At 45.0% G+C, this 21,271-nt stretch carries 19 protein-coding genes and 1 other RNA gene; 14 read left to right on the top strand and 6 right to left on the bottom strand.

Annotated features, from left to right (window positions below; translation table 11 throughout):
* A partial coding sequence (locus K339_RS37460) for a CVP-CTERM putative protein-anchoring domain-containing protein (protein ID WP_028523102.1) occupies positions 1 to 402 on the top strand: 402 nt, incomplete at its 5' end.
* 41 nt (positions 403 to 443) lie between these two features.
* Here the strand turns inward: K339_RS37460 and K339_RS0107745 are convergent.
* Together K339_RS0107745 and K339_RS0107740 are read right to left on the bottom strand one after the other, a co-directional pair.
* The gene (locus tag K339_RS0107745; protein WP_028523101.1) at positions 444 to 635 is read right to left on the bottom strand and encodes a hypothetical protein; all 192 of its coding nucleotides are present in this window, start codon (positions 633 to 635) and stop codon (positions 444 to 446) included.
* 4 nt (positions 636 to 639) lie between these two features.
* Entirely contained in the window at positions 640 to 1,134 is a 495-nt protein-coding gene (locus K339_RS0107740) for a SixA phosphatase family protein (RefSeq protein WP_028523100.1), read from the bottom strand.
* A 59-nt stretch (positions 1,135 to 1,193) separates the two neighbouring features.
* Here K339_RS0107740 and K339_RS0107735 point away from each other — a divergent pair, with 59 nt between their 5' ends.
* On the top strand, positions 1,194 to 2,921 hold the full coding sequence (locus tag K339_RS0107735; RefSeq protein ID WP_028523099.1) for a hypothetical protein: 1,728 nt from the start codon (positions 1,194 to 1,196) through the stop codon (positions 2,919 to 2,921).
* Positions 2,922 to 2,963: 42 nt separating this feature from the next.
* Positions 2,964 to 4,559, top strand: coding sequence for a peptide chain release factor 3 (locus K339_RS0107730; protein ID WP_028523098.1), 1,596 nt, complete (start codon positions 2,964 to 2,966; stop codon positions 4,557 to 4,559).
* A 193-nt stretch (positions 4,560 to 4,752) separates the two neighbouring features.
* Here K339_RS0107730 and pgmB read toward each other — a convergent pair whose 3' ends face one another.
* Positions 4,753 to 5,412 (bottom strand): beta-phosphoglucomutase, encoded by a 660-nt coding sequence (gene pgmB, locus K339_RS0107725; protein WP_028523097.1) that lies wholly within the window; start codon positions 5,410 to 5,412, stop codon positions 4,753 to 4,755.
* A 149-nt stretch (positions 5,413 to 5,561) separates the two neighbouring features.
* Here pgmB and K339_RS32890 point away from each other — a divergent pair, with 149 nt between their 5' ends.
* From K339_RS32890 to K339_RS32885, 3 genes are read left to right on the top strand one after another with little or no spacing between them, the layout of a single operon-like run.
* Positions 5,562 to 7,430, top strand: a complete 1,869-nt coding sequence (locus K339_RS32890; protein ID WP_028523096.1) for a 3-coathanger stack domain-containing protein — start codon at positions 5,562 to 5,564, stop codon at positions 7,428 to 7,430.
* A 45-nt stretch (positions 7,431 to 7,475) separates the two neighbouring features.
* Positions 7,476 to 8,333, top strand: coding sequence for an SGNH/GDSL hydrolase family protein (locus K339_RS0107715; protein WP_028523095.1), 858 nt, complete (start codon positions 7,476 to 7,478; stop codon positions 8,331 to 8,333).
* 2 nt (positions 8,334 to 8,335) lie between these two features.
* On the top strand, positions 8,336 to 9,634 hold the full coding sequence (locus tag K339_RS32885) for a flavin-containing monooxygenase (protein WP_037299576.1): 1,299 nt from the start codon (positions 8,336 to 8,338) through the stop codon (positions 9,632 to 9,634).
* On the opposite strand, the gene K339_RS0107705 is transcribed toward K339_RS32885, so the two are convergent.
* The 3 genes from K339_RS0107705 to K339_RS0107695 all read right to left on the bottom strand — a co-directional run bounded on the left by K339_RS0107705 (position 9,631) and on the right by K339_RS0107695 (position 12,975).
* Entirely contained in the window at positions 9,631 to 10,485 is an 855-nt protein-coding gene (locus K339_RS0107705) for a TIGR01459 family HAD-type hydrolase (protein WP_028523094.1), read from the bottom strand. The two genes, K339_RS32885 and K339_RS0107705, sit on opposite strands and share 4 nt — an antisense overlap.
* Positions 10,486 to 10,551: 66 nt before the next feature.
* Positions 10,552 to 11,592 carry a hypothetical protein gene (locus K339_RS0107700; RefSeq protein ID WP_028523093.1) on the bottom strand — a complete coding sequence of 347 codons (1,041 nt, stop codon included), beginning with the start codon at positions 11,590 to 11,592 and terminating at the stop codon, positions 10,552 to 10,554.
* 15 nt (positions 11,593 to 11,607) lie between these two features.
* Positions 11,608 to 12,975, bottom strand: a complete 1,368-nt coding sequence (locus K339_RS0107695; protein ID WP_028523092.1) for a UDP-N-acetylmuramate--L-alanine ligase — start codon at positions 12,973 to 12,975, stop codon at positions 11,608 to 11,610.
* A gap of 69 nt (positions 12,976 to 13,044) precedes the next feature.
* Between K339_RS0107695 and tsaB the strand changes: the two genes are divergently transcribed.
* The 8 genes from tsaB to ispG all read left to right on the top strand — a co-directional run bounded on the left by tsaB (position 13,045) and on the right by ispG (position 21,258).
* Positions 13,045 to 13,737 (top strand): tRNA (adenosine(37)-N6)-threonylcarbamoyltransferase complex dimerization subunit type 1 TsaB, encoded by a 693-nt coding sequence (gene tsaB, locus K339_RS0107690; RefSeq protein WP_028523091.1) that lies wholly within the window; start codon positions 13,045 to 13,047, stop codon positions 13,735 to 13,737.
* 51 nt (positions 13,738 to 13,788) lie between these two features.
* Positions 13,789 to 14,916: a PQQ-binding-like beta-propeller repeat protein gene (locus tag K339_RS32880; protein WP_051397871.1), complete on the top strand. Its 1,128-nt coding sequence runs from the start codon at positions 13,789 to 13,791 to the stop codon at positions 14,914 to 14,916.
* 187 nt (positions 14,917 to 15,103) lie between these two features.
* Positions 15,104 to 15,478, top strand: a transfer-messenger RNA (tmRNA) gene (gene ssrA, locus K339_RS36500).
* 102 nt (positions 15,479 to 15,580) lie between these two features.
* Positions 15,581 to 15,853, top strand: coding sequence for a hypothetical protein (locus K339_RS0107680; RefSeq protein ID WP_028523090.1), 273 nt, complete (start codon positions 15,581 to 15,583; stop codon positions 15,851 to 15,853).
* The gene (locus K339_RS0107675; protein WP_028523089.1) at positions 15,850 to 16,113 is read left to right on the top strand and encodes a Txe/YoeB family addiction module toxin; all 264 of its coding nucleotides are present in this window, start codon (positions 15,850 to 15,852) and stop codon (positions 16,111 to 16,113) included. Before K339_RS0107680 ends, K339_RS0107675 begins: the two co-directional genes overlap by 4 nt.
* A gap of 705 nt (positions 16,114 to 16,818) precedes the next feature.
* A complete protein-coding gene (locus tag K339_RS35805; RefSeq protein WP_229598713.1) occupies positions 16,819 to 17,808 on the top strand; it encodes a DNA/RNA non-specific endonuclease in 990 nt (329 codons plus the stop codon).
* A gap of 131 nt (positions 17,809 to 17,939) precedes the next feature.
* A complete protein-coding gene (locus tag K339_RS0107660; RefSeq protein ID WP_037299572.1) occupies positions 17,940 to 19,178 on the top strand; it encodes a chorismate-binding protein in 1,239 nt (412 codons plus the stop codon).
* A 91-nt stretch (positions 19,179 to 19,269) separates the two neighbouring features.
* Positions 19,270 to 21,258 carry a (E)-4-hydroxy-3-methylbut-2-enyl-diphosphate synthase gene (gene ispG / locus K339_RS0107655; protein WP_028523087.1) on the top strand — a complete coding sequence of 663 codons (1,989 nt, stop codon included), beginning with the start codon at positions 19,270 to 19,272 and terminating at the stop codon, positions 21,256 to 21,258.
* The last annotated feature ends 13 nt before the right edge of the window (positions 21,259 to 21,271 follow it).

Genomic DNA, 21,271 nt, shown 5'->3' with positions numbered 1-21,271 from the left:
TACCAAGTTCGGGCGACGACGCCAGGAGTACATTTGAACACAGCGGAAATCAGCAAGACCAACGAGAAGGACCGAGACAGTACACCAGGCAACGGCAAAGGTGGCGAAGATGACATTGACCAACAATGCTTCACAGTACCGTTTGACCTATGTCCAACCCAAAAACTGGAAGTGAGTGTACCTGCAAACTTGACGAATGTACAATGGTTCAAGAACGGTGGTTCGACGGCGGTAGCGACGGGGAATGTGGTGTTATTCTCAGAAGTGGGAGTCTATACGTTCACTGCGACGAACCAGACGTGTCCAGCCAATGGCTGTTGTCCAGTGATCATCGAAGCGGGGACGAATTGCTGTCCTGTGGATATTTGCGTGCCGTTTACGGTGAAGAAGAAACGAAAATAAAAATAGAGTAAATAATAAAGGCGGCCCACAGGCCGCCTTTATTATTTAACGTTGACAGTAGTGGTATCAATTCCAATAGAGTCGGCGTCGCTGGTGACATCAAATGCCCTGACAAGCTGTTTTTTCTTGTTCCAAGGAGCGGTAGTACGGCTTGCCATATCAACGGCAATGCCTACAAAAATGGCAATAAAAACGATGCTAACAATGATAAATATTTTTCGATTTCGGTTCATTAATTTAAAAGTTGGGTGGGGTATCATAACTAATAAACTTTCCTGTTTCGGCAGAAACTTCACTCCATTGAAGGTTTTCAAAGGCAATGGTAATCACGCCACCTTTTACCATAGAATCTATGTCGGTGTTGGCCAGATAATCTGAAAAGTAACTTGCGTCAGGGTTATGCCCGATAATCATCAAGTGTGTACAATTTTCTGGAGCATTATTGACGGTGTTGATGTAAGATCTTGGGCCTCCATCGTACAAATTACGGGTGCTTTGGATTTTTTCTTTGCTGTAGCCTAATTGTTCGCCCAAAAGTTGGGCAGTTTGGAACGCACGGGGAGCCGAACTGCTGATGAGCAAGTCGGGGACAAGCCCTTTACTATGCAAAAAACGGCCCATTCGAGTAGCTTCAGATTTACCATAGGCAGAAAGTTCACGTTCAAAATCTTTAAAGAAAGAAATAGAGTCCTCTGCGGTTGCGTGCCGAACAATATATAAGTAGCGTGTCATTGATGAAATGTTTTTGGCAAAAATAGGCTATCTTTGCTGGCTCGCCAAGTGTCGTCCGCATGAAATTTTTTAATTATCTCGCTGCATTCCTGCTATTTAGCATTGCATTTGTTTTTTATCGCTTCGTATTTCAGAATGCAGTCAATGTTCCTTATTTTGATGATTATGCCTATTTGGAATATATCATTAAGTTTACGGATGCCCCTACATTTCAGGCATTTCTTCAGGCATTGGAGTTTAAGCACAATGGCCACGGGGTGATTACGGCAAAGCTTGCTTTTTGGATTGATTACTTATTGACGGGGCAAGTCAACTACCGAACGTTGATTTTGGCGGGTAGTTTATTGGTGGCTATTTTGTTTGGTTATTTCTGGAAAGTGCTGTCTGTCAATAAAATACCGTTTTGTCTTGTGTTTCCAGTGGGGCTGTTTCTTTTTACGCCTGCTTACCACGAGAATATTTTTTGGGCAGCCGCACTTTGGCAATATACGGCTTCTTTTGTGGTGGGTATTGTCACCTATTATTTACTTGCTGTACCTAGGTGGGGTACTTTGGCAGGAGCAATCGTAGGAGGCTATTTGCTAACCTATACCAATGGAAACGGATTATTTGGTATGTATGTTGGGCTGTTGATTCCTTTACTTCAGTATCGTTACCGTGCTGCGTTGGTGTGGTTGCTGGCCTGTGTTCTCACAACTGTTGCTTTTTATTGGTACTATCCTTTTGGCTTTGGGTCATTAAATCAAGATAAAAGTTTCAAAAATTCACTGCTTACCCTACTGTCTTTTTTTGGCGCTGGGGCGTCCTACCTACGTGGGCGCTTGCCCGAAGTTGCCGTGTTGGGGGGAGCTATCACTTTGGCGTTGCTCACACTGGCTTCTTGGGTAGGAGGTGCGTTTGTGGTTTCTATTATTCGTCAGAGGAGTAAAGAGTTGTTCCCTTTTTCTTCCCCCAAAATCCTGACCGTCTTTACTCAAAAATCCGAAAATTTATCTTTGTTGGCATTGTTGGCGTGGTTGCTGATTACGGGCTTAGGGGTAGCAACTGCCCGCGCTGGCCAAGCTTTAGAAACCCCCGCGCGCTACATGATTTATTCGGTTATGGCAATGGTGGCCTTGTATTCTACGCTCCTTATTTTGGTTCCTCAAAAGGTACGCAAGTTTGTGGCTGCTGGAATGACACTTTTTGGTGGGCTTTTTTTCTTAGGAACCTACCTGTTTGCCGCGCCTGAAGTGGTTAACTTCCGAAATTCGCTGGTGGCCGATGCGCTGTCGTTGCGGGCACATGGTCGGGTGAGCGGGAAACTAGAAACAATGACCAACAGCGTGACCAAAAAATATTTTGATGAGTCGGTTCAACGAAAAATGTACGTTTTACCCCTTGATTCTTCGTTGACAATTCCAGCCACGAGTGCAGACACAACCAAATTGAGCGTAGTTCCTTTCACATTTCAATCCGATACGCTGCCTGCTTACGGTGGAATTTTGATAAAAAAAATAGTAAATTCGTCGGTGTCTATCGACCAAAGCCAAGCTGACAATGCCCTGTTTGTTTTGCTTACCAACGACACCACTTCCTATATTTCGGCGGCTCGTTTGACACCAAGTCGCGACCGTAAGGCATTTTTGAAAACACGTCATTATTTCCGTGAAGGGTTTGAAGCCTGGATTTTTCAGGATAATGTTCCTGCAGGTACTTATCGTTTGGGGCTACTGTACCACGAAAATGGCCAAAATCGAATTGTCTATACTTCAGAAAAATTAGTGGTAAAAAATTACGGGAAATAAGCCGTAACTTTGCGGACTTTTTATCGAATGCACTCATTCATTATGTCAAAAATAGAACAAGAAATCGCCAAACGGCGCACGTTTGCGATCATTAGTCACCCCGATGCTGGGAAAACGACGCTTACCGAAAAGTTGCTACTTTTTGGGGGAGCAATCCAAACGGCGGGTGCTGTTAAATCCAATAAAATTAAGAAAACGGCCACTTCCGACTTTATGGAAATCGAGAAACAACGTGGTATCTCGGTAGCTACGTCGGTAATGACGTTTGAATATAATGACCTGCTTATCAATATCCTAGATACGCCAGGTCACAAAGACTTTGCCGAAGATACCTACCGTACCCTGACGGCTGTGGATTCGGTAATTTTGGTGATTGACTGCGTAAAAGGGGTAGAGGAACAAACTGAACGCCTCATGGAAGTGTGTCGGATGCGAGATACCCCAGTGATTATATTCATCAATAAAATGGACCGCGAAGGACAAAACCCGTTTGATTTATTGGATGAATTGGAACAAAAACTCAACCTCAAAGTGCGCCCATTGACGTGGCCCGTCAATGGGGGAGCTACCTTCAAAGGAGTGTATCACTTGTTGGAGAAACAAATGTATTTCTTCAAAGTCAACAAAACGAAGGTGGAAGATGACGTGGCTTTGTTGGAATTAGATTCGTCGGAGCTTGACCAAAAAGTAGGTGAGCGCGATGCCAATCAACTGCGCGAAGATGTAGAGCTTATCGAAGGCGTGTATGATACCTTTAACCGAGATACGTATTTGTCGGGTAAAGTAGCGCCCGTGTTTTTTGGAAGTGCGGTCAACAATTTTGGTGTACGTGAGCTTTTGGAGGCATTTTGCCAAATTTCTCCACTTCCTGCGGCGCGCCTAACGAACGTGCGTTCGGTCGATCCACTCGAAAAGAAATTTACGGGTTTTGTGTTTAAAATTCACGCCAACATTGACCCGCGTCACCGTGATCGTATTGCGTTTTTAAGGGTATGTTCAGGGATTTTTGAGCGAGGCAAATTTTACCACCATACGCGCTTAGACAAATCGGTGCGTTTTTCTAACCCTTATAGCTTTATGGCTTCTGCTAAAGAAGTTGTAGAGGAAGGATTTCCTGGCGACGTGATTGGTTTGTACGACACAGGGACATTTAAGATTGGAGATACGTTGACGGAAGGAGAAGACCTACAATACGCGGGGATTCCCAGTTTTTCACCCGAGATTTTCAAAGAGTTGATCAACCTTGACCCTATGAAATCGAAGCAGTTGGAAAAAGGCATTCAGCAGTTGACCGACGAAGGGGTGGCGCAGTTGTTTACGGTACAACCTGGAAATCGGAAAGTAGTAGGTACAGTGGGAGAGCTTCAATTTGAAGTAATCCAGTACCGCCTTGAACACGAGTATGGTGCCAAATGCCGTTGGATACCGATGAACACCTCGCGGGCATGTTGGATTACCAGCGAAGACCCTAAGAAAATACAAGAATATATCCGTTTGAAAGGAACCCAAATTGGGTACGACAAAGACGACAACCCAGTGTTTTTAGCTGATTCGGAATGGATGGTTCGGATGAATCGAGACAATAATCCCGACATTCAATTCCATACCACATCAGAATTTAAAGTAACGGCAGGTTAATCAAAAGCGGGGCAAATCCCCGCTTTTTTTATGTTATTCAGTAGACGAAGCAAAATGAAAAATAAAAAAGCTGTTCGAAATCCTCGAACAGCTTTCCGACTATATCCACACCATTATTAGTTGTGCAAATATAGATAGAAAACAATTTAATCCAAAAAAAATCCTGTCTTTTTTTTGGGTGCTATTTTTGGATTTATTGTTCGGAGAACAAGATTTTTTTTAACTCATTGGGAGTGAAGTTGTTCAGGTCAGAACGGACTATATCGGCTTTGGTAAGTACCTCAGCTTGCCCTATTCCGACTGTTTTCATACCTGCACGTAGTCCTGCTTCAATCCCCGCAACGGCATCTTCAAACACTACGCACTCGCTAGGCGAGATTCCGAGCTCTTCGGCTCCTTTTAAAAAAACTTCGGGATCGGGCTTTCCTTTGGAGATTTTGGTACCGTCGATAATGGCATCAAAAGCGGATAAAATACCAATATGTTCCAAAATGGGTTTGGCATTTTTACTCACCGAGCCAAGGGCAATTTTTATCCCATCAGCTCGTGTTTGTGCCAAAAATTCAATGATTCCAGGAAGGATATCGGCAGGGGTCATTTGGTTAACAAGTTCTACGTACCACTGATTTTTGAGGGTGGCGTAGGCTTCTTTGGTCACATCGTCGAGGGAGACACCGCCGTGAGCAAGAATGCGGTCGAGCGATTCGGTACGACTGATTCCTTTGAGGCTTTCATTGAACTCTTCTGAAATATCAAACCCCAATTTTTCGTTGGCCAACCGCCGCCAAGCTTGGTAGTGAAAGTGGGCGGTATCTACAATGACCCCGTCGAGGTCGAAAAGAAATGCTTGCATCGTGCAACATAGGTTTTGTGAGGTGCAAAAATATGTGAGAAAAGAATTTGAGAAGTTAGTTATAGGTTTTTCGTTAAAAAAAAGCAATTTGCAACGGTATGTTGAGTATAAGACAAACAGCACCATAAACCCTACAAATACCTTTTAAAATGTTTTTCTTCTACTGTGAGAACCCTTGGAAAAAGGTCGTTTTCTGTCTTTGTCTGCTGTGCGGCAGTTCGCTGCATTTATGGGCACAATTATCTATTTCTTTTCCGTTTGACGGTGCTATTTTTCAACGGAATGCGTCTAACCTAGCAACGATTCACGTAGGAGGGAGTTACACGGGCGCGGTCGATCGCATAGAGGCTCGACTCGTTGCCGTTAGTGGTGGTCAAAATATTGATTGGACAGCTATCCATATTAATCCTTCTGGTGGAATTTTTTCGGGAAGTTTGTTTAGTGTGTTGGGCGGCTGGTACACCCTCGAAGTGCGCTCGATTTTATTTAATAATGTGGTTCAAACGGCCACATTGTCGAGGGTAGGGGTAGGTGAGGTGTTTGTAGTTGCGGGGCAGTCCAATGCCCAAGGTGTCGATAATCATGGGGCAAAAGCCTCCTCAGATGGACAAGGCCGTGTAAAGTACGTCAATTGGACATTGCCGTGCCCCAGCGGAACTTGCCAGAATGTGGATCCACCTTTTCCCGTGATTTCGACTTTGAACAACGCAGGGGCAGGGTTGGCAATTGCCCCTAACGGAATATCTCCTTGGGCTTGGGGAGAACTCGGAGATGCAATCATAGCGCGATATAATGTGCCCGTTATGTTTTTTAATGCTGCCGCCAATGGTTCTTCGGTAGGGAATTGGAGCCGAAGTGCAGATGGACTTCCTTCGGTGAATGTCCATGTGGGGATTTTGTACGCGGGAAATCCTAATTTTCCGTATAATTATTTGCGAAAAGCTTTAAATTATTATGGGTCAATGTTTGGAGTGAGAGCAGTGCTGTGGCACCAGGGTGAGTCAGATACGCACAAAAATAACAATGCCGACCCCAACGATAATACTTCGGCCAATGAATACCGCGATAGCCTACAATATGTAATCAGTCGCTCGCGTAATCATTCGGGTAAAATTATGCTTCCTTGGGTAGTATCAAGGGCTTCTTACTTTAGTGTAGCGGATGCCAACATCATTTCAGGCCAAAATCTTACAATAAACCCTGGAGATAAAATTTTTGCAGGCCCCGAAACCGATAATCTACAGACGCCTCGCCCTGATGGCGCCCACCTTGAAAATTTGACCAATGGCCAACAAGCTGTCTCTGAGCTGGCATCGCGGTGGAATAGTGCGTTGGATAATTCGTTTTTTACCAACGCGACTCCCTACAGCGCTACAACGCCCCCCTCGCTGACCCTCAGTTGTTTGAATAACACGTATTCGATTACTGCTCCAAGTGGTTACCAGTATTTTTGGGTCAATGGAAATGGGGCTATTTCGACTTCTTTTTCATCCAGTCAGACGGTGAACGTTGGAAGTGGAAACTATCGGGTGTATTTGAAAGATGCTTCTGGTAATATTATCTTGAGCCAAATGGTCACCGTTCCAGCATTGCCTCCCCAACCCCCGACCATTACGTCAACGGCATCTACAGTATCTGCTGGGCAAGAAGTGACTTTGTTCTCTCAGGGATGTGCAGGAACCGTGTCATGGTCGGCAGGTTTGATAGGCAATAGCATTGTTCAGCATCCATCACAAACCACAACTTATTCAGCTACCTGTAGCATTGGAAGTTGCGCTTCGATTTCGAGTTCATACCAAGTAACTGTCTGCGCACAGAATGTGACCGTAGCGACTACTTTTAATGCAGGAACAGTAGGGGAGGTGAAAGCTTCCAACGCCATTACAGGCGTGAACACGGTAAAAGCAGGCGCTACTATTACCTACGATGCCAAAAACTCAATTACGCTACAGCCAGGTTTTACCGCCGAAAAAAATAGCAACTTTAAAGCCGTTGTCGGAAAAGGATGTGCCAATTAAAAAGTTTGTGTAACTTTATCATTGTCAATGTATTAATTTGTTTTTATGAGCGTATTCTTGGTTGTTGTTGGTAGTTTATTACTGCTTATTTTTCTGATTTATAAATACCTCGAACGTAAAATTCGCTACCACCGTCCTGACCATTTTCCTAAAAAAGGACAAGTTCCACTGACAGAAGCTGCGGGTAAAAAAGGGGTGGTGTGCGTGGGCGATAGCATAACGCACGGAAATGTCAGCGTCAACTACGTTGATATGCTCGAACGTTGGCTGGGCGAACCCTATTTTTTTTACAATGCGGGGGTAAATTCCGATCTATCTTATACTCTTTTGGAGCGTTTGGACGAAATCATTGCAACAAAGCCCGATTACGTAACGCTGCTAATTGGTACCAACGATGTCAATGCTACCATGAGCAAAGCGGCCTTAAACAGTTATTATCAGTTCAAAAAAATAGCCAAAAATGTAACCCCTGATTTTGAGGGCTATCAGCGGAACTACAACGAAATTGTGCGGCGCTTAACGACCGAAACCAACGCCCAAATTGCCCTAATCTCATTGCCTATTATGGGTGAAGACCTTCAAAACGAAGCCAATGCGAAAGCCGATCGTTACAGTGAATTTATTAAACAAACGGCGGAGCGCGAAAAGTTGACGTATTTGCCCGTTCGGGAACGAATGAAAGCATTTTTGGAACAGCACCCCAAAAAACTCCAATACACCTACGACGATACCCTAAAATTGGTCTATATGAGCGTGGTTAAACACGAGATTCTAGGCCAAGATTGGGATAAAATCTGCCTGTCGCACGGCATGGATTTGAGCCAAGATAACTTGCATTTTAATACCCGAGGAGCGGCAATGATTGCCTCTTTGGTTGAAAGTTGGTTAAAAAAATCGGAATAATTATGCAAAAGCAAGCGTGTATCATCGGGGCAGGTTCCTCAGGAATGGCAGCGGCGAAGGCCCTCAAAGACCTTGGAATTAGCTATGATTGTTTTGAAAAAGGCTCTGATATTGGCGGAAATTGGCGGTACAACAACGACAACCAAATGTCGTCGGCGTATCGGTCGTTGCACATCAACACCAACCGCGAAATCATGGCGTACAGCGATTATCCCCTCACGCGTGATTTGCCCATGTTTCCGCACCATTCTCAGATTATTAAGTATTTTGAAGAATATGCTGACCATTTTGGCCTGCGAAATTCAATTACTTTCAATACAGGGATTGCCGAAGTTGAACGGACTTCCAATGGCTTATTTAAAGTTACAACTGACCAAGGAGCGGTAAAAGAATACGCCCACGTCATTGTCGCCAACGGTCACCATTGGAACCCGCGTTTTCCCGATCCACCTTTTGCGGGAAGCTTTACGGGCGAGGTTCTGCACGTGCACCATTACCGCGTGCCTGAGCAAATCATGTACAAAAATATACTGATTGTGGGTATTGGAAACTCCGCCGTGGACATCGCTTGTGAGGCTGCCAAGCTCCATTCGGGTCGGGTGACGATTTCAACGCGAAGCGGGGCGTACATTTTGCCGAACTGGATTTTGAGCAAACCCTTCGATAGTTTGGCCAATCCCCTAACGGCCAAATTACCGTTATCAGTGCAGCGGTATTTGCTCAAAGTATCCCTTTTGCTTGCCCGAGGTCGCCAAGAGGCGTACGGCGTACCGCTTCCTAAGCGCCCACCCTTGCAAGAACACCCGACGGTGTCGCAGGAGTTGCTCAATCTGAGTGGGCGAGGTTTGATTGATTATAAGCCTAATATCAAGGAGTTTCGGGGAAAAGAAGTTGTTTTTGAAGACGGGACTTCCGAAACGTATGACTTGATTGTATATGCAACGGGCTACAAAGCGACGTTCCCGTTTTTGAAAGACAAGGCATTTGAAGTGAGTGCGAACAACGAATTTCGGTTGTACAAAAAAGTAATACATCCCGACTGGCCTAACCTATTTTTTGTGGGATTAATTCAGCCATTGGGCGCCATCATGCCCTTGGCCGAAATTCAAGCCAAATGGATCGCTAAATTGATAAAAGGCACTTGCCGTTTGCCTGATGTTTCTTCCATGACAAAAGACATCGAACGCGATACGCAGCAGATGAAGCATCGTTACAACGCTTCGCCTAGGCATACGTTTCAGGTCGATTTTTATTTGTACAAAGAAACCATTGAACGAGAACTAAGGCGAAACGGAATTTAACCAATAACGGCTGATTCACACACGTAAGTAGGAATGATACCTGTACTGCGAATGCGGATTTCGGCGTCTTCGGCGGGGATGTTTCCTGTTAGTACCAGCACCGTATCAAGCCCAAATTTATTCCCTCCAGAAATGTCGGTGCGGAGTGTATCGCCAATCATTACGATGTCCTTTTTACCGAGCGCAGGATTTTGCTCCATCACCCGCTCGTAGGCAAACATAAACATTTGAGCATCAGGTTTTCCAAAACGAATAAACTGCTTGCCAACGATGCTCTCAAGCATATCGGCTACGCCACCGATGGCAATCGCGACTTGGGTTTTGGACGTAGGATAAGTAGCGTCAGTATTGGCCACAATCACGGGGATATTGCGTCGTCGGAGCAAATTAGTAGCTTTGTTGAGGTCGGTGTTCCAATCAAAACCTTCATCGTCGAGCATCACAAGGGCGTTTATATCACCAATGGCATCTAGGTTTAGTTCGCTGATGGATAGGGCTTTGCGTTCCGAAGATTCGATGTAATGGGCAGAATCCTCTGTTCCCAAATACGCCACCGTTCCCTGATTTACTTTTAATTCCAAATACTCTCTTGCCAACATTCCTGACGAAATAATGTTGTCGGGGGTGATGTCCATCAGTCCCATTCGCCAATACGATTCGGCGAGCTGTTGGGGGCTACGCGAAGCGTCGTTGGTCAAAATGTAAAACTGCTTTTGGTTCTCTCTCAAATACGCAAACGTATCGGGAATCCCAGGAATAAGCCCGTGGGAGTTTTTGAGTACCCCAAACGCATCAAAGAAAAAAACTTGGTAGCGGGCGGCTACATCGGCAAAAGATTCAATCGTAAGCATGGGTAGGTGAGTATAAAGCCAGACCTATAAGGTTTTCAAAACCTTATAGGTCTAGGAAATTTATTATTAAAGTCCTAATCGTTTTAAAATAGGGTCAACCGAGAACGTATCAATCGACGGGAAATAGGTTTCGTACGCTTCCCGCTGCAATTTTGTGGCGTAGGTACGATGGAAAAAATACCGACCGTATTTGATGACGTAGTTGAGGATAAAAAAGCGATATGCTTCGGGTAAAAAACGAACTTCGCGTTCGGTCAGCGGATAAATCTTGTGGTATTCTTCCAAAAACCACCCAAAACGTTCTTCGGCCAAGGGTTCAATCAGGTACGAAAAGACCGTTCGGTCACCAGCGTCGGAGCATACCCTACTGAAAAAGTAAAAGTCCATGACCCGATAACTAATGCGGAACCAGTCGTAATCCCAGCGAGAAAAAAGTTCTAGTTTGTCTGTCACTGAGAAGTTACCAATGTTCCAATCCAAAAACACAGGCATCGTTTCGACCGCGTTAGCGACCATCTCTTTGCGGTGTTTTAGAAAAAGATTGCACTGACGGCGCAAAGTTTCGATGTGCATTCGATGCTCATAACGTCCTGTTTCGGTGTTGAGCATACTGAGCAAATCTTGGACGTCGGAACGTAGCGTTTTCGACGACTTGGGCATGACAGTACTCACGCTGGCGCAGGCTTTATGAAACTTCGCGATTTGCGATCCCAGCGTGCGGATATGGTGTTCTTCCAAACGGCGCGGCATTTTTTCGGCCACTCGAATGGGGTTGTAAAAAACCACCCACACATCAAGTCCTTCTTCTTGGAACCGATACACAAACACCTGATTGCTTTTGACTAACGACTTTGCCAATACGTTTTCAAACGGATACAGCAGGTTGTTGGCCAAGGTGTGAATCAGGCGGTGGTCTTCTTTAAAATGCTCAAACTTCCCGAAGTACGAAAGTTTGGCAATAACGTTGCCTCCACCTTCAAGAGTCACGCGGAATACGTGATTGGTGGAAACGCGGGCGCTAATGTCTTCAATTAATTCAATGGGCCTGGTCGAATCGAAATCGTTCCAAGCAGATCTGATTATGGACGGGTAATCTACAAAACGCATGGCGTTGCTTTATATTCAGGTAATAATCTGTGATGCTAATCCCTTCAATTCTAATCCTCCAAACGTACCCGAACTCATCATGAGTAAGTTTTTATTTTTCCATGACAACGAGGTCAGGAAAGCTTGCAAAGCGTCTTTATCGGTAAATACTTCAAGCGATGGGCGCTGAAAAGCGGCTTTTACCTCTTCGGGTGTAATGGGTTCAAGGCGCTTGTGGGCGAGTGTATGGGGGTTGTAATAAACGACTGCTACATCGGCAGCGTCGAGTTTATGGGCATATTGTCCCAAAAAGTTTTTATTCAAACTACTAAATGTATGCAATTCTACGCAGGCAACCAATTGGCGCGTTGGAAACTGCGATTTGGCGGCTTTGGTCGTCGCTTCTACCTTAGAAGGAGCGTGGGCAAAGTCCTTAAAAGCGGCTGAATTGTCGCTTTTTGCCAAAGTTTCCATCCGATTTGCCGCTCCTTTAAACGTCTGGATGGCGCGGTAGAATTGCGCTTGTGTGAGTCCTACTTCTTCGCATACGGCCAAAGCCCCGCTGATATTTTTCATGTTGTGTTCCCCAAAAATCAACAAAGGAACATCCCCGTAGGCCTGGGTTGTCAAAAACGTTTGGCCGTTGACAATCTTGTGCGGGTGAATATTGTACGGAACTGACCGCACGTCCGCGCGCTCATTTTTGCCAATAACATCAAGCATATCGTCGGTTTCGTCAAAAACCAATACTCCAGATTTTGACAACGAATCAGCCAATTGTTCAAATTGTTGTACATAACCTTCCCACGTAGGGAATACGTTGTAATGGTCCCAAGCAATACCGCTAATGAGCGCAATGTGCGGATGATAGTGCAAAAACTTAGGGGCAAGGTCGGTGGGGGAAGCGGGGTATTCATCTCCTTCAACGACGATTAAAGGCGCCGACTTGGTCAATTTGACCATCGTTTCGAAGCCGTCCAATTGAGCGCCAACCAAGTAATCGAACTGACGGTTGTTGACGCGCAAAGCGTGGAGTATGATGGATGTGATGGTCGTTTTGCCGTGACTACCCGCAATCACCACGCGTTGTTTGTTTTTACTCTGTTGGTAAATATATTCTGGATAAGAATAAATGGGTATTCCTAATTCTTGGGCACGTGCGAGTTCGGGATTATCTTTTCGGGCGTGCATTCCCAGAATGACGGCATCAAGTCCTTGGTGAATTTTTTCGGGAAACCAGCCAATTTCGGCAGGAAGCAAACCTAATTTTTGGAGTCTTGAAGACGCTGGGTCATAGATTTCGTCGTCCGAACCCGTAATTTGATAACCTTGACGGTGGAGGGCAATGGCTAAATTGTGCATTACGCTACCACCGATGGCGATAAAGTGAACTTTTTGACTCATTTTGAAGGGCGAATAATTAAGTTTGCAAAAATAACTGTAAACTGTAAACTTCAAACGTTAATCTGTAAAGTGCCCCTATTACTTAGCATAGATACTTCGACCCGCGGCTGTTCGGTGGCGCTCCACCAAGACGGCCAATTGCTGTCCAACTACGACCTTCTAGCCGAAAAGTCGTCGTCTGGAATGCTTACGACTTTGATTTACAATGCCGTTGAACACGCTGGATTTCAGCTTGTTGATGTCGATGCCTTTGCCGTAGCAAAAGGTCCAGGCTCTTATACGGGGCTGCGAATAGCTGTCTCGACGGCCAAAGGGTTGTGTTTTGCGTTAGATAAACCTTTGATAAGTGTCAATACCCTAGAGGCCATGACGCTACAGTTAAAGTCGTTTTTTCCTGCCAATTACTTGTTTTGCCCGATGCTTGATGCTCGCCGTATGGAAGTATATTGCGCGGTGCTGGACGCCGAACTTCATTTTGTAGAAGCGACCCAGGCCAAAATTATGGATGAACAATCTTTTAATGAATTACTTACGGAGCGTTCGGTGGTTTTCTTTGGTGATGGTGCCGAAAAATGCCAGCGGATATTGGGGCAAAATCCAAATGCTCATTTCCCGTCAGCCGCGATTTTCCCTTTGGCCAAAACGGTAGGAGAACTGGCTTGGAAACGCTTTCAAGACCAGCAATTTGAGGAGGTGGCTGCTTTTGAACCCTTTTATTTGAAAGATTTTATGGCCACTACGCCCAAACCCAAATCATACTAATTGACCTGCAAAGTCGTTAGACAACAAAACGTCTCGTCTATCTTTTTGTTCATGAAAAAATCAATAGCCAATCGTTCATTTTTTGCAGCAGCAACCTTTGCCGCTTTTCAAATTTTCACTCATTGTTCCAAAAAAGAAGACCCCATGCCGAAGGGGATTGATGCGGTATTTGTCGGAAGCAGTGATAATAAATTGTACGCACTCAATTCCAAAACGGGGGCTAAACTGTGGGAGTTTGCCACCAAAGGTACGGTTCACTCTTCGCCAACCTTGGCCATTGGGATGGCAATTGTCGGCAGTTCAGACCAAAATATTTACGCGGTGGACTTAAAAACGGGTGCCAAAGTCTGGGAGTTTGCGCTGGATATGGGTATTTCATCCGCACCCACGGTTTCGGGAAACACGGTATATGTTGGCATGGGAGGAACGTCGAATTTTACCTCAAAACTATACGCGCTCGATGTCGTGACTGGCGCAAAGCAGTGGGAATTTACTGCCGATGGAATCAGTATTTCGTCACCGACGGTGGTCAATGGAAAGGTTTATGTAGGTGGTTTCAATAATTTGTATGCCTTAGATGCCAAGAAGGGAACAAAACTGTGGGAATTTGGCACAGGCGCAGGCGTAGATTCGTCGCCGTCGGTGGTCGATGGGGTAGTGTATGTCGGCAGCAATGATTACAACGTGTATGCACTTGATGCCGAAACGGGAGCCAAAAAGTGGAACTTCTCGACGGGAGGAGAAGTAAGTTCGTCACCTACGGTATCGGGCGGAAGTCTGTATATTGGTAGTTTTGACCGAAAACTATACGCAGTAAATAGCCAAACGGGGGCAAAATTGTGGGAGTTTAGAACGGACGGGCCTGTTTTGTCTTCGCCGTCGGTGAGTAATGGCGTGGTATATGTGGCGAGCAACGATCACAAGATGTACGCAGTAGATGCCAAAACAGGCGCTAAGAAGTGGGAGACATGGTCCACCAATCGCATCCAAGCTTCACCCGTAGTGACGGATAGTCTGGCTTATGTAGGAGGGACTGACGGGCGCTTTTTTGCCGTTGACGTCCAGTCGGGTGCTAAAAAATGGGAATTTCAAACGGGAGGAGCGGTATATTCATCGGCGGCTGTATTGAGTAGTTCGGCCAAAACCTATTTTTCGGGTGTAAGCGGCCTTCAGCAATAGGAGCGGCTAGTCCCGATTTGTAATCGGGACTTCTACGGCTCAAAGTCTCTGACTTTAATCGAAAGGGAGAAGGGTTGCTGACCAACTGTAGAATTGTCTCAATAGAGCATTGGAGGAAATCCAAAAGAAAAACAGAAAGCTTGAACTTTTTTAACAAGCATTTCTGTTAGCCTAAAACCAACTCGAAGGGGTCGCCTTGGTTTTGACAGCGAGTTGAAGCAATACGTATAAGCACGTCGGGACGTGTGCGCGAGTCCTGTTAAAAACACGCATAAACAATAGCTGGCAATTATAGCTACGCTATGGCTGCTTAATCCGGAGTGATTAACCATTAGCCATCGTTCCTCCAACTTCCGTCTTGCTGGTTGGGTCAAGGGGCGTCGAACCGCGAGACTGGCCGCGCTAACGTTGCTAACACGCGGTAAGACACCAGCAAATAAGGCATTGGCTCAGGTCTGTTTTGAACCTTACCGAAGCTCGAAAACCAAATCAAAACTAAGCGTGTAGAAGGCGTACGGTTTCCTTGTTCTGGACGCGGGTTCGACTCCCGCCGACTCCACAAAAGCCGCTAAATCATTGCAATGGCAAACCATTTTGATTTAGCGGCTTTTTTAATAGACTATCAATATACTTGGTGCTATTGTTTGATTAAAATTGATTTCGTATGGAAGCGACTTATCATTTAGACGAAAGCGAATTTGACTATAAGTTTTTTAAATCTATCAAAGCCACCTTTAAAGGAAAGCGACTTACGTTAAATTTAAAAGCTGAATCGTTGAGTAAAATGACCGAAACTGAATTTGAGAAAAAGATTCAAGAGCGTCAACATAGCTCCATATCGTATCTATTTGAAGGAGATAGTTTTGATGATATAGCAAGTAAACTTCTCAAAGAAGAACCTACTGATATAGAAAAATATAAGAAGGTTAAAGAATGAGAAGTGTTGAATTCAAACAAGAGTCATTTGAAGAGTTATCTCATTGGGTAGTCCAAGACCGTAAAGCCTACCAACGTATTGTGAGGCTGATTAATGAAGTAAGGCGTACACCTTTTGAGGGGATAGGAAAACCAGAACCCTTACGAGGTAATTTAAGTGGTTGTTGGTCACGTAGAATCGACGACGGAAACCGAATGATATACGAAGTAACCGCTGATAAAATTGTGATTCTGTCGTTGATGGGACATTATGATGATTAGCTATTAACACGCACCAAAGTTCAAAACTAAGCACGCACAAGGCGTACTGTTTCCTTGTTCTGGATGCAAATTTGACTCCTCCGACTCCACAAAGTACCTAAAATTGACTGACCTGCCCCCAAAATGGCAGGTCTTTTTGCTTATAAGCCACTACCCTTACCTATCCAACTATTTGTTATGCGTTGAAGTAGTCCTTTTTCGAATTAATGCGATTAAAGCCTTTATTTTTAGGGCTTTAGCGGCGTTAAATTAATTTTTTGGAGGCAAAATCGCACGATTGGATTCGCTAGTCAATCAAGAAATCGTCACTTGGCTACCTAGTTCCACCATTCCGTTTCTATGTTATGTAGTACTCAACAGTGTCTGAAAGGTGGGTTGCGTTCTCTTGCTGGACTGACTTACTCTTTTCGCTTGCCTTTGTAATAGTAAGTTATCTAATAGTATATTGGCTGTGTATAAAATATACTATTAGGTCTATTTATTCTTATTTTGCTATTGGTTTATTTATTTCTCTTAACTTGCAAAAAAATTACTCAGCGTAGTTACAGGTTAAGATTAATTATGAAAGCCCAGTTATTCTTATTTGCGTTTTTTGTTAGTGTTTTTTGCAATTTTGCCCAAGCCCAAATCAAAAGCATAACGTCTGGGAATTGGGACGCCGCTTCAACTTGGTCTTGTAATTGTGTCCCCACTAAAAATGATAATGTGATTATCAAAACAGGGCATACCGTTAAAACTGACAGTGGCTATTTGTGCCGCAACTTGGAGGTTGAGAAGGGGGCAAGCATCGAAATTTTAGGAACATTCTTAGCGGAAGCTTCCGCACCAATTAGCCCCAATCTATATTTAGGACAACCAACCAAACCAAATGACACAACGGATTTGTTGATGGTTAAGCCGCAATTTGTGTTAAGTTATAACAACACCAAACGTCACGCCAATTGGGTCAGTTGGGAGCTTTCTACTTCGTGGTTGGGAACCTCTGACCGTCAAAATGATTTTCGTCCCGACTCCACTTTAAAACAAGGCTGGTACCGTGTTGTGACCTCCGATTATACCAATAGCGGTTTTGATCGAGGGCACCTTTGCCCTTCGGCCGATAGAACCAAGTCAGAGGAAGATAATTCGGCTACGTTTTTGATGACCAACATTGCGCCTCAAGCCCCTGTACTCAACCGCGAACCTTGGGCTTACTTGGAAGAGTATTGCCGAAATGTGGTCAAAACGGGTTACAAAGCAGTGATTATCGCAGGTATGGACGGCTCTGGCGGAGCAGGAACAAACGGCTCAATGCAGCGTATCAATGGGAAAATTAATGTACCTTCAAAACTGTATAAAATTGTGGTTTTTTATCCTGAACAGGGGTCAATAACCACAAATTCGACGGTCATTGCGGCTAATTTTCCCAACACAAACGAAGCAAATCAAGACGTCAGCTGGTTAAAATACGTCACTACCATTAAGGATATTGAGTCGTCAGTCGCGGGGGTAGATTTCCTAAGTAGCCTTCCTATGCCCTTGCAGACTGTGCTAAAAAACAAAAAGTTTGATGTTGCAAATGCAGGTTTTGACGTAGAAGCGACTGTTAGAACTTACAACGGAAAGCCCTTGTTGGTGGGGCCGAGGGGAGGCTGCTATTACATCAACTCAAATGGCAATAAAACGTACGTAGATCGGTCTTTTTGTGGTAATTAATGAAAGATGTCCCCAAACTTTGCCACAAAAAGTATCCTTTTGTGAAACAAATTGTGCTCCTTTGTACTTTTAGTAGTAAATGTTTTGCCCAAAAAACGGCACACTTTTACGGTAAAAAGTGTTAGGTGAGTATGATGTCAGACAAACTAGAAATAACAGGGGCTTCCTCCCTTTTTGATCACAGCTTACATCCCCTTTCTGCGTGGCAAAGCACCCGTGAGTTGGGCTTTGCGGCGGCGCTGTGGCGGCTCCCACACCAGAAAGACAAGCACCTCATTGTTAATTTTGGGTCAGCGCTCCCTCGTATGCGAATGACCCTTGATGAGCTGCCTGCGGGCTTTGCAATGAGCCCGTTTCTAAACATTGAGGGAGATAATTCGCTCTTTATTGAAGCCGATTTGTATTTTCGTTTCGACGAACATGGCGAAGTGGCACTGGAGCAAGAAAGTGCCCATGTGCCTGCTTCCAACCGTGAAAAATGGTATAATTATTATCGAAATCGACCAACGAATGCTTCTTCGTCGGTGATACAATCTGCCAGTCCACGTCAACCCGAATTGCCGAATATTGCGTATTTGGGTGCGGTTCAAAAAGCGGTGGAGGCGATTGAGGCAGGGGAATTCAAAAAAGTTGTTTTTTCCCGAGTAAAGCAGGTCGAACTAGCGACTGATTTTACTTTTTCAGAAGTATTTGAGCGTCTGTGTGAAAAATACCCTACGGCATTCGTGTCAATGGTCTATTTGCCGCAGCTCGACCAGGTTTGGTTGGGTGCTACGCCCGAAACCTTGGTGAGTGTCGATAAAGAAGGCATTTTTCGGACAGTATCGTTGGCGGGTACGCAGTCGGCTTTTGATGCTTCGGGAGCGCCTATTTCGGTCAAAAAAGCAGCTTGGACCCAAAAAGAGATTGAAGAACAGGCTTTGGTAGGGCGTTATATTATTTCGTGTTTCAAAAAAATTCGTGTGAGGGAGTATTTGGAAGAAGGGCCGAAGACGGTAGTGGCGGGGGATTTGATGCACCTTCGAAGCGACTATCTGGTGGATACTAAGGCGATAAATTTCCCCGAATTAGGCACTGTGATGCTGGAGCTTTTACACCCAACCTCGGCAGTATGCGGAATGCCCAAGATGGAAGCACTTTCTTTCATCCAACAACACGAGGGCTACGACCGCGAGTTTTACAGCGGGTATTTGGGCCCAGTAAACGTAGGAAACGAAACCCATCTTTTTGTGAATTTGCGTTGTATGAAAATTCAAAACAACGTGGCGACGCTCTACGCAGGCGGCGGAATCACGGAAGATTCGGAGCCCGAAAAAGAATGGCAAGAAACCGAAATGAAATGCCAAACGATGCTTTCGGTGTTGGGGTAAAAACAATCCCTGCTTCTTTGGGGTTTTATCAGTAATTTTGTCGCGTTAAACGGGTGAGGATTATCGCTCACTGCAAAATGTACTCTTGCTTATGACAATCATCAACGACACTGTATCGCTTCAAGACGCGATTAAGTCGTATCAATACGCTAACTCGTTGACCGAGTATTCTCGCCGTAAAACCATCACTGTCAACATTGGGGGCGTGCCCATGGGCTCTGATTACCCGATTCGGGTTCAGTCCATGACTACTGTCGATACCATGAACACTGAAGGGTCGATTGAGCAGGTGATTCGGATGGTGGAGTCGGGTTGTGAATATGTCCGTATCACGGCGCCAAGCGTGAAGGAAGCCCAAAACTTAGAAAATATTCGCAAAGGTTTGCGCGCGCGCGGCTACGAAGTGCCACTCGTTGCTGATATTCACTTTACGCCCAATGCTGCCGAACTAGCGGCGCGGATTGTCGAAAAAGTGCGCATCAATCCAGGAAACTACGCCGATAAAAAACGCTTTGAAATCATCGACTATACCGAAGATGAATACCAGCGTGAACTTGAGCGTATTCGTGAAAAATTTATACCATTAATAAATATTTGCAAAGAGTACGGAACGGCCATGCGGATTGGTACGAATCACGGTTCGTTGTCTGATCGTATCATGAGCCGCTACGGAGATTCACCGTTGGGAATGGTGGAGTCGGCTTTGGAGTTTTTGCGGATTTGTGAGGAATTTAACTACGACCAAGTGGTACTTTCGATGAAGTCGAGCAATCCTTTGGTGATGGTAGAAGCGTACCGTTTGCTTGTCCACCGACTTGATGCCGAAGGTTTAAAACCGTATCCGTTACATTTGGGCGTGACTGAAGCAGGTGAGGGTGAAGATGGTCGTATAAAATCAGCCGTTGGTATTGGTACGCTGCTCGAAGATGGGCTAGGGGATACCGTTCGAGTTTCTTTGACTGAAGACCCCGAATTTGAAGCCCCTGTGGCAAAATCGCTCATTGACCGATATACGCAACGGGCGCAAGTGAGCAAACCTATCGCGCCTTTGGCCGTTTCACCCATCAATCCTTTTCAATACAGCCGCCGCAAAACGCAGGAAGTCTATAATTTCGGGGGTGGAAACGTGCCACGGGTGATTGCCGATTTTTCACAAATTGCGGTTGAACAATACGAAGATTTGCGTAGTATCGGTCATTTCTATTTGCCTGTTCCCGATAAGTGGAAAATGAACGACATCGGCGCTGATTTTATCTACTCAGGTGCGCGCCCCGTGCCGTTTATGTTGCCCATGGGATTGAAAGAAATCATGGATTACGAAACGTGGAAAACCCAGTCCGACCGAGAACATAAGTTCCCTCTGTTTACGCTTAATGAGTTTATTGTCGCCGAAGAACAAAGTTCCATCTTGAATTTTGTGAAGGTGGATACAAGTACGTCATTGCCATCCGAAACGCTCGGTAATAAGCCAGTTGTTTTGGTACTAGAAAGTCAAAATGCGCACGTCATGCCCGAAATGCGTCGCTTCATGATTGATTTAATGGATAAGAACGTGACTATTCCTGTCATTATACAACGGACTTATTCAGGAAACGATTTTGACGAACTGTCGCTTTTTGCCGCAACCGACTGCGGAGGATTGTTGGTGGATGGAACCGGGGACGGAATCATGCTCAGTGCCGTGCAAACGGATTTGGCACTAGCAAAACAACAAAACAGCATTGGTTTTGGCATTCTTCAAGCCGCTCGTACTCGGATGTCAAAAACGGAATACATTTCGTGTCCGTCGTGCGGACGAACTTTGTTTGATTTGCAAGAAACAACGGCCATGATTCGTAAACGTACCGATCACCTCAAAGGAGTGAAAATTGGTATCATGGGCTGTATCGTCAACGGCCCAGGAGAAATGGCCGATGCTGATTATGGATACGTAGGTATTGGAAAAGATAAAATTGCCTTGTACCGTGGACAACAAGTTGTCAAGAAATCGGTGACTGCGGCGGCGGCAGTCGATGAATTGATTAATTTAATCAAAGAAGATGCAAAATGGTTTGAACCCGAAGCGTTGGAGTCCATATAAAACTGTTGGAAAA

This window comes from Runella limosa DSM 17973 (genome assembly GCF_000482465.1).
In the GTDB taxonomy this organism is placed as follows: Bacteria; Bacteroidota; Bacteroidia; order Cytophagales; family Spirosomataceae; genus Runella; species Runella limosa.
Note: the sequence above shows the minus strand (reverse complement) of the source record. Positions and strands in the feature narration are given on the sequence as shown.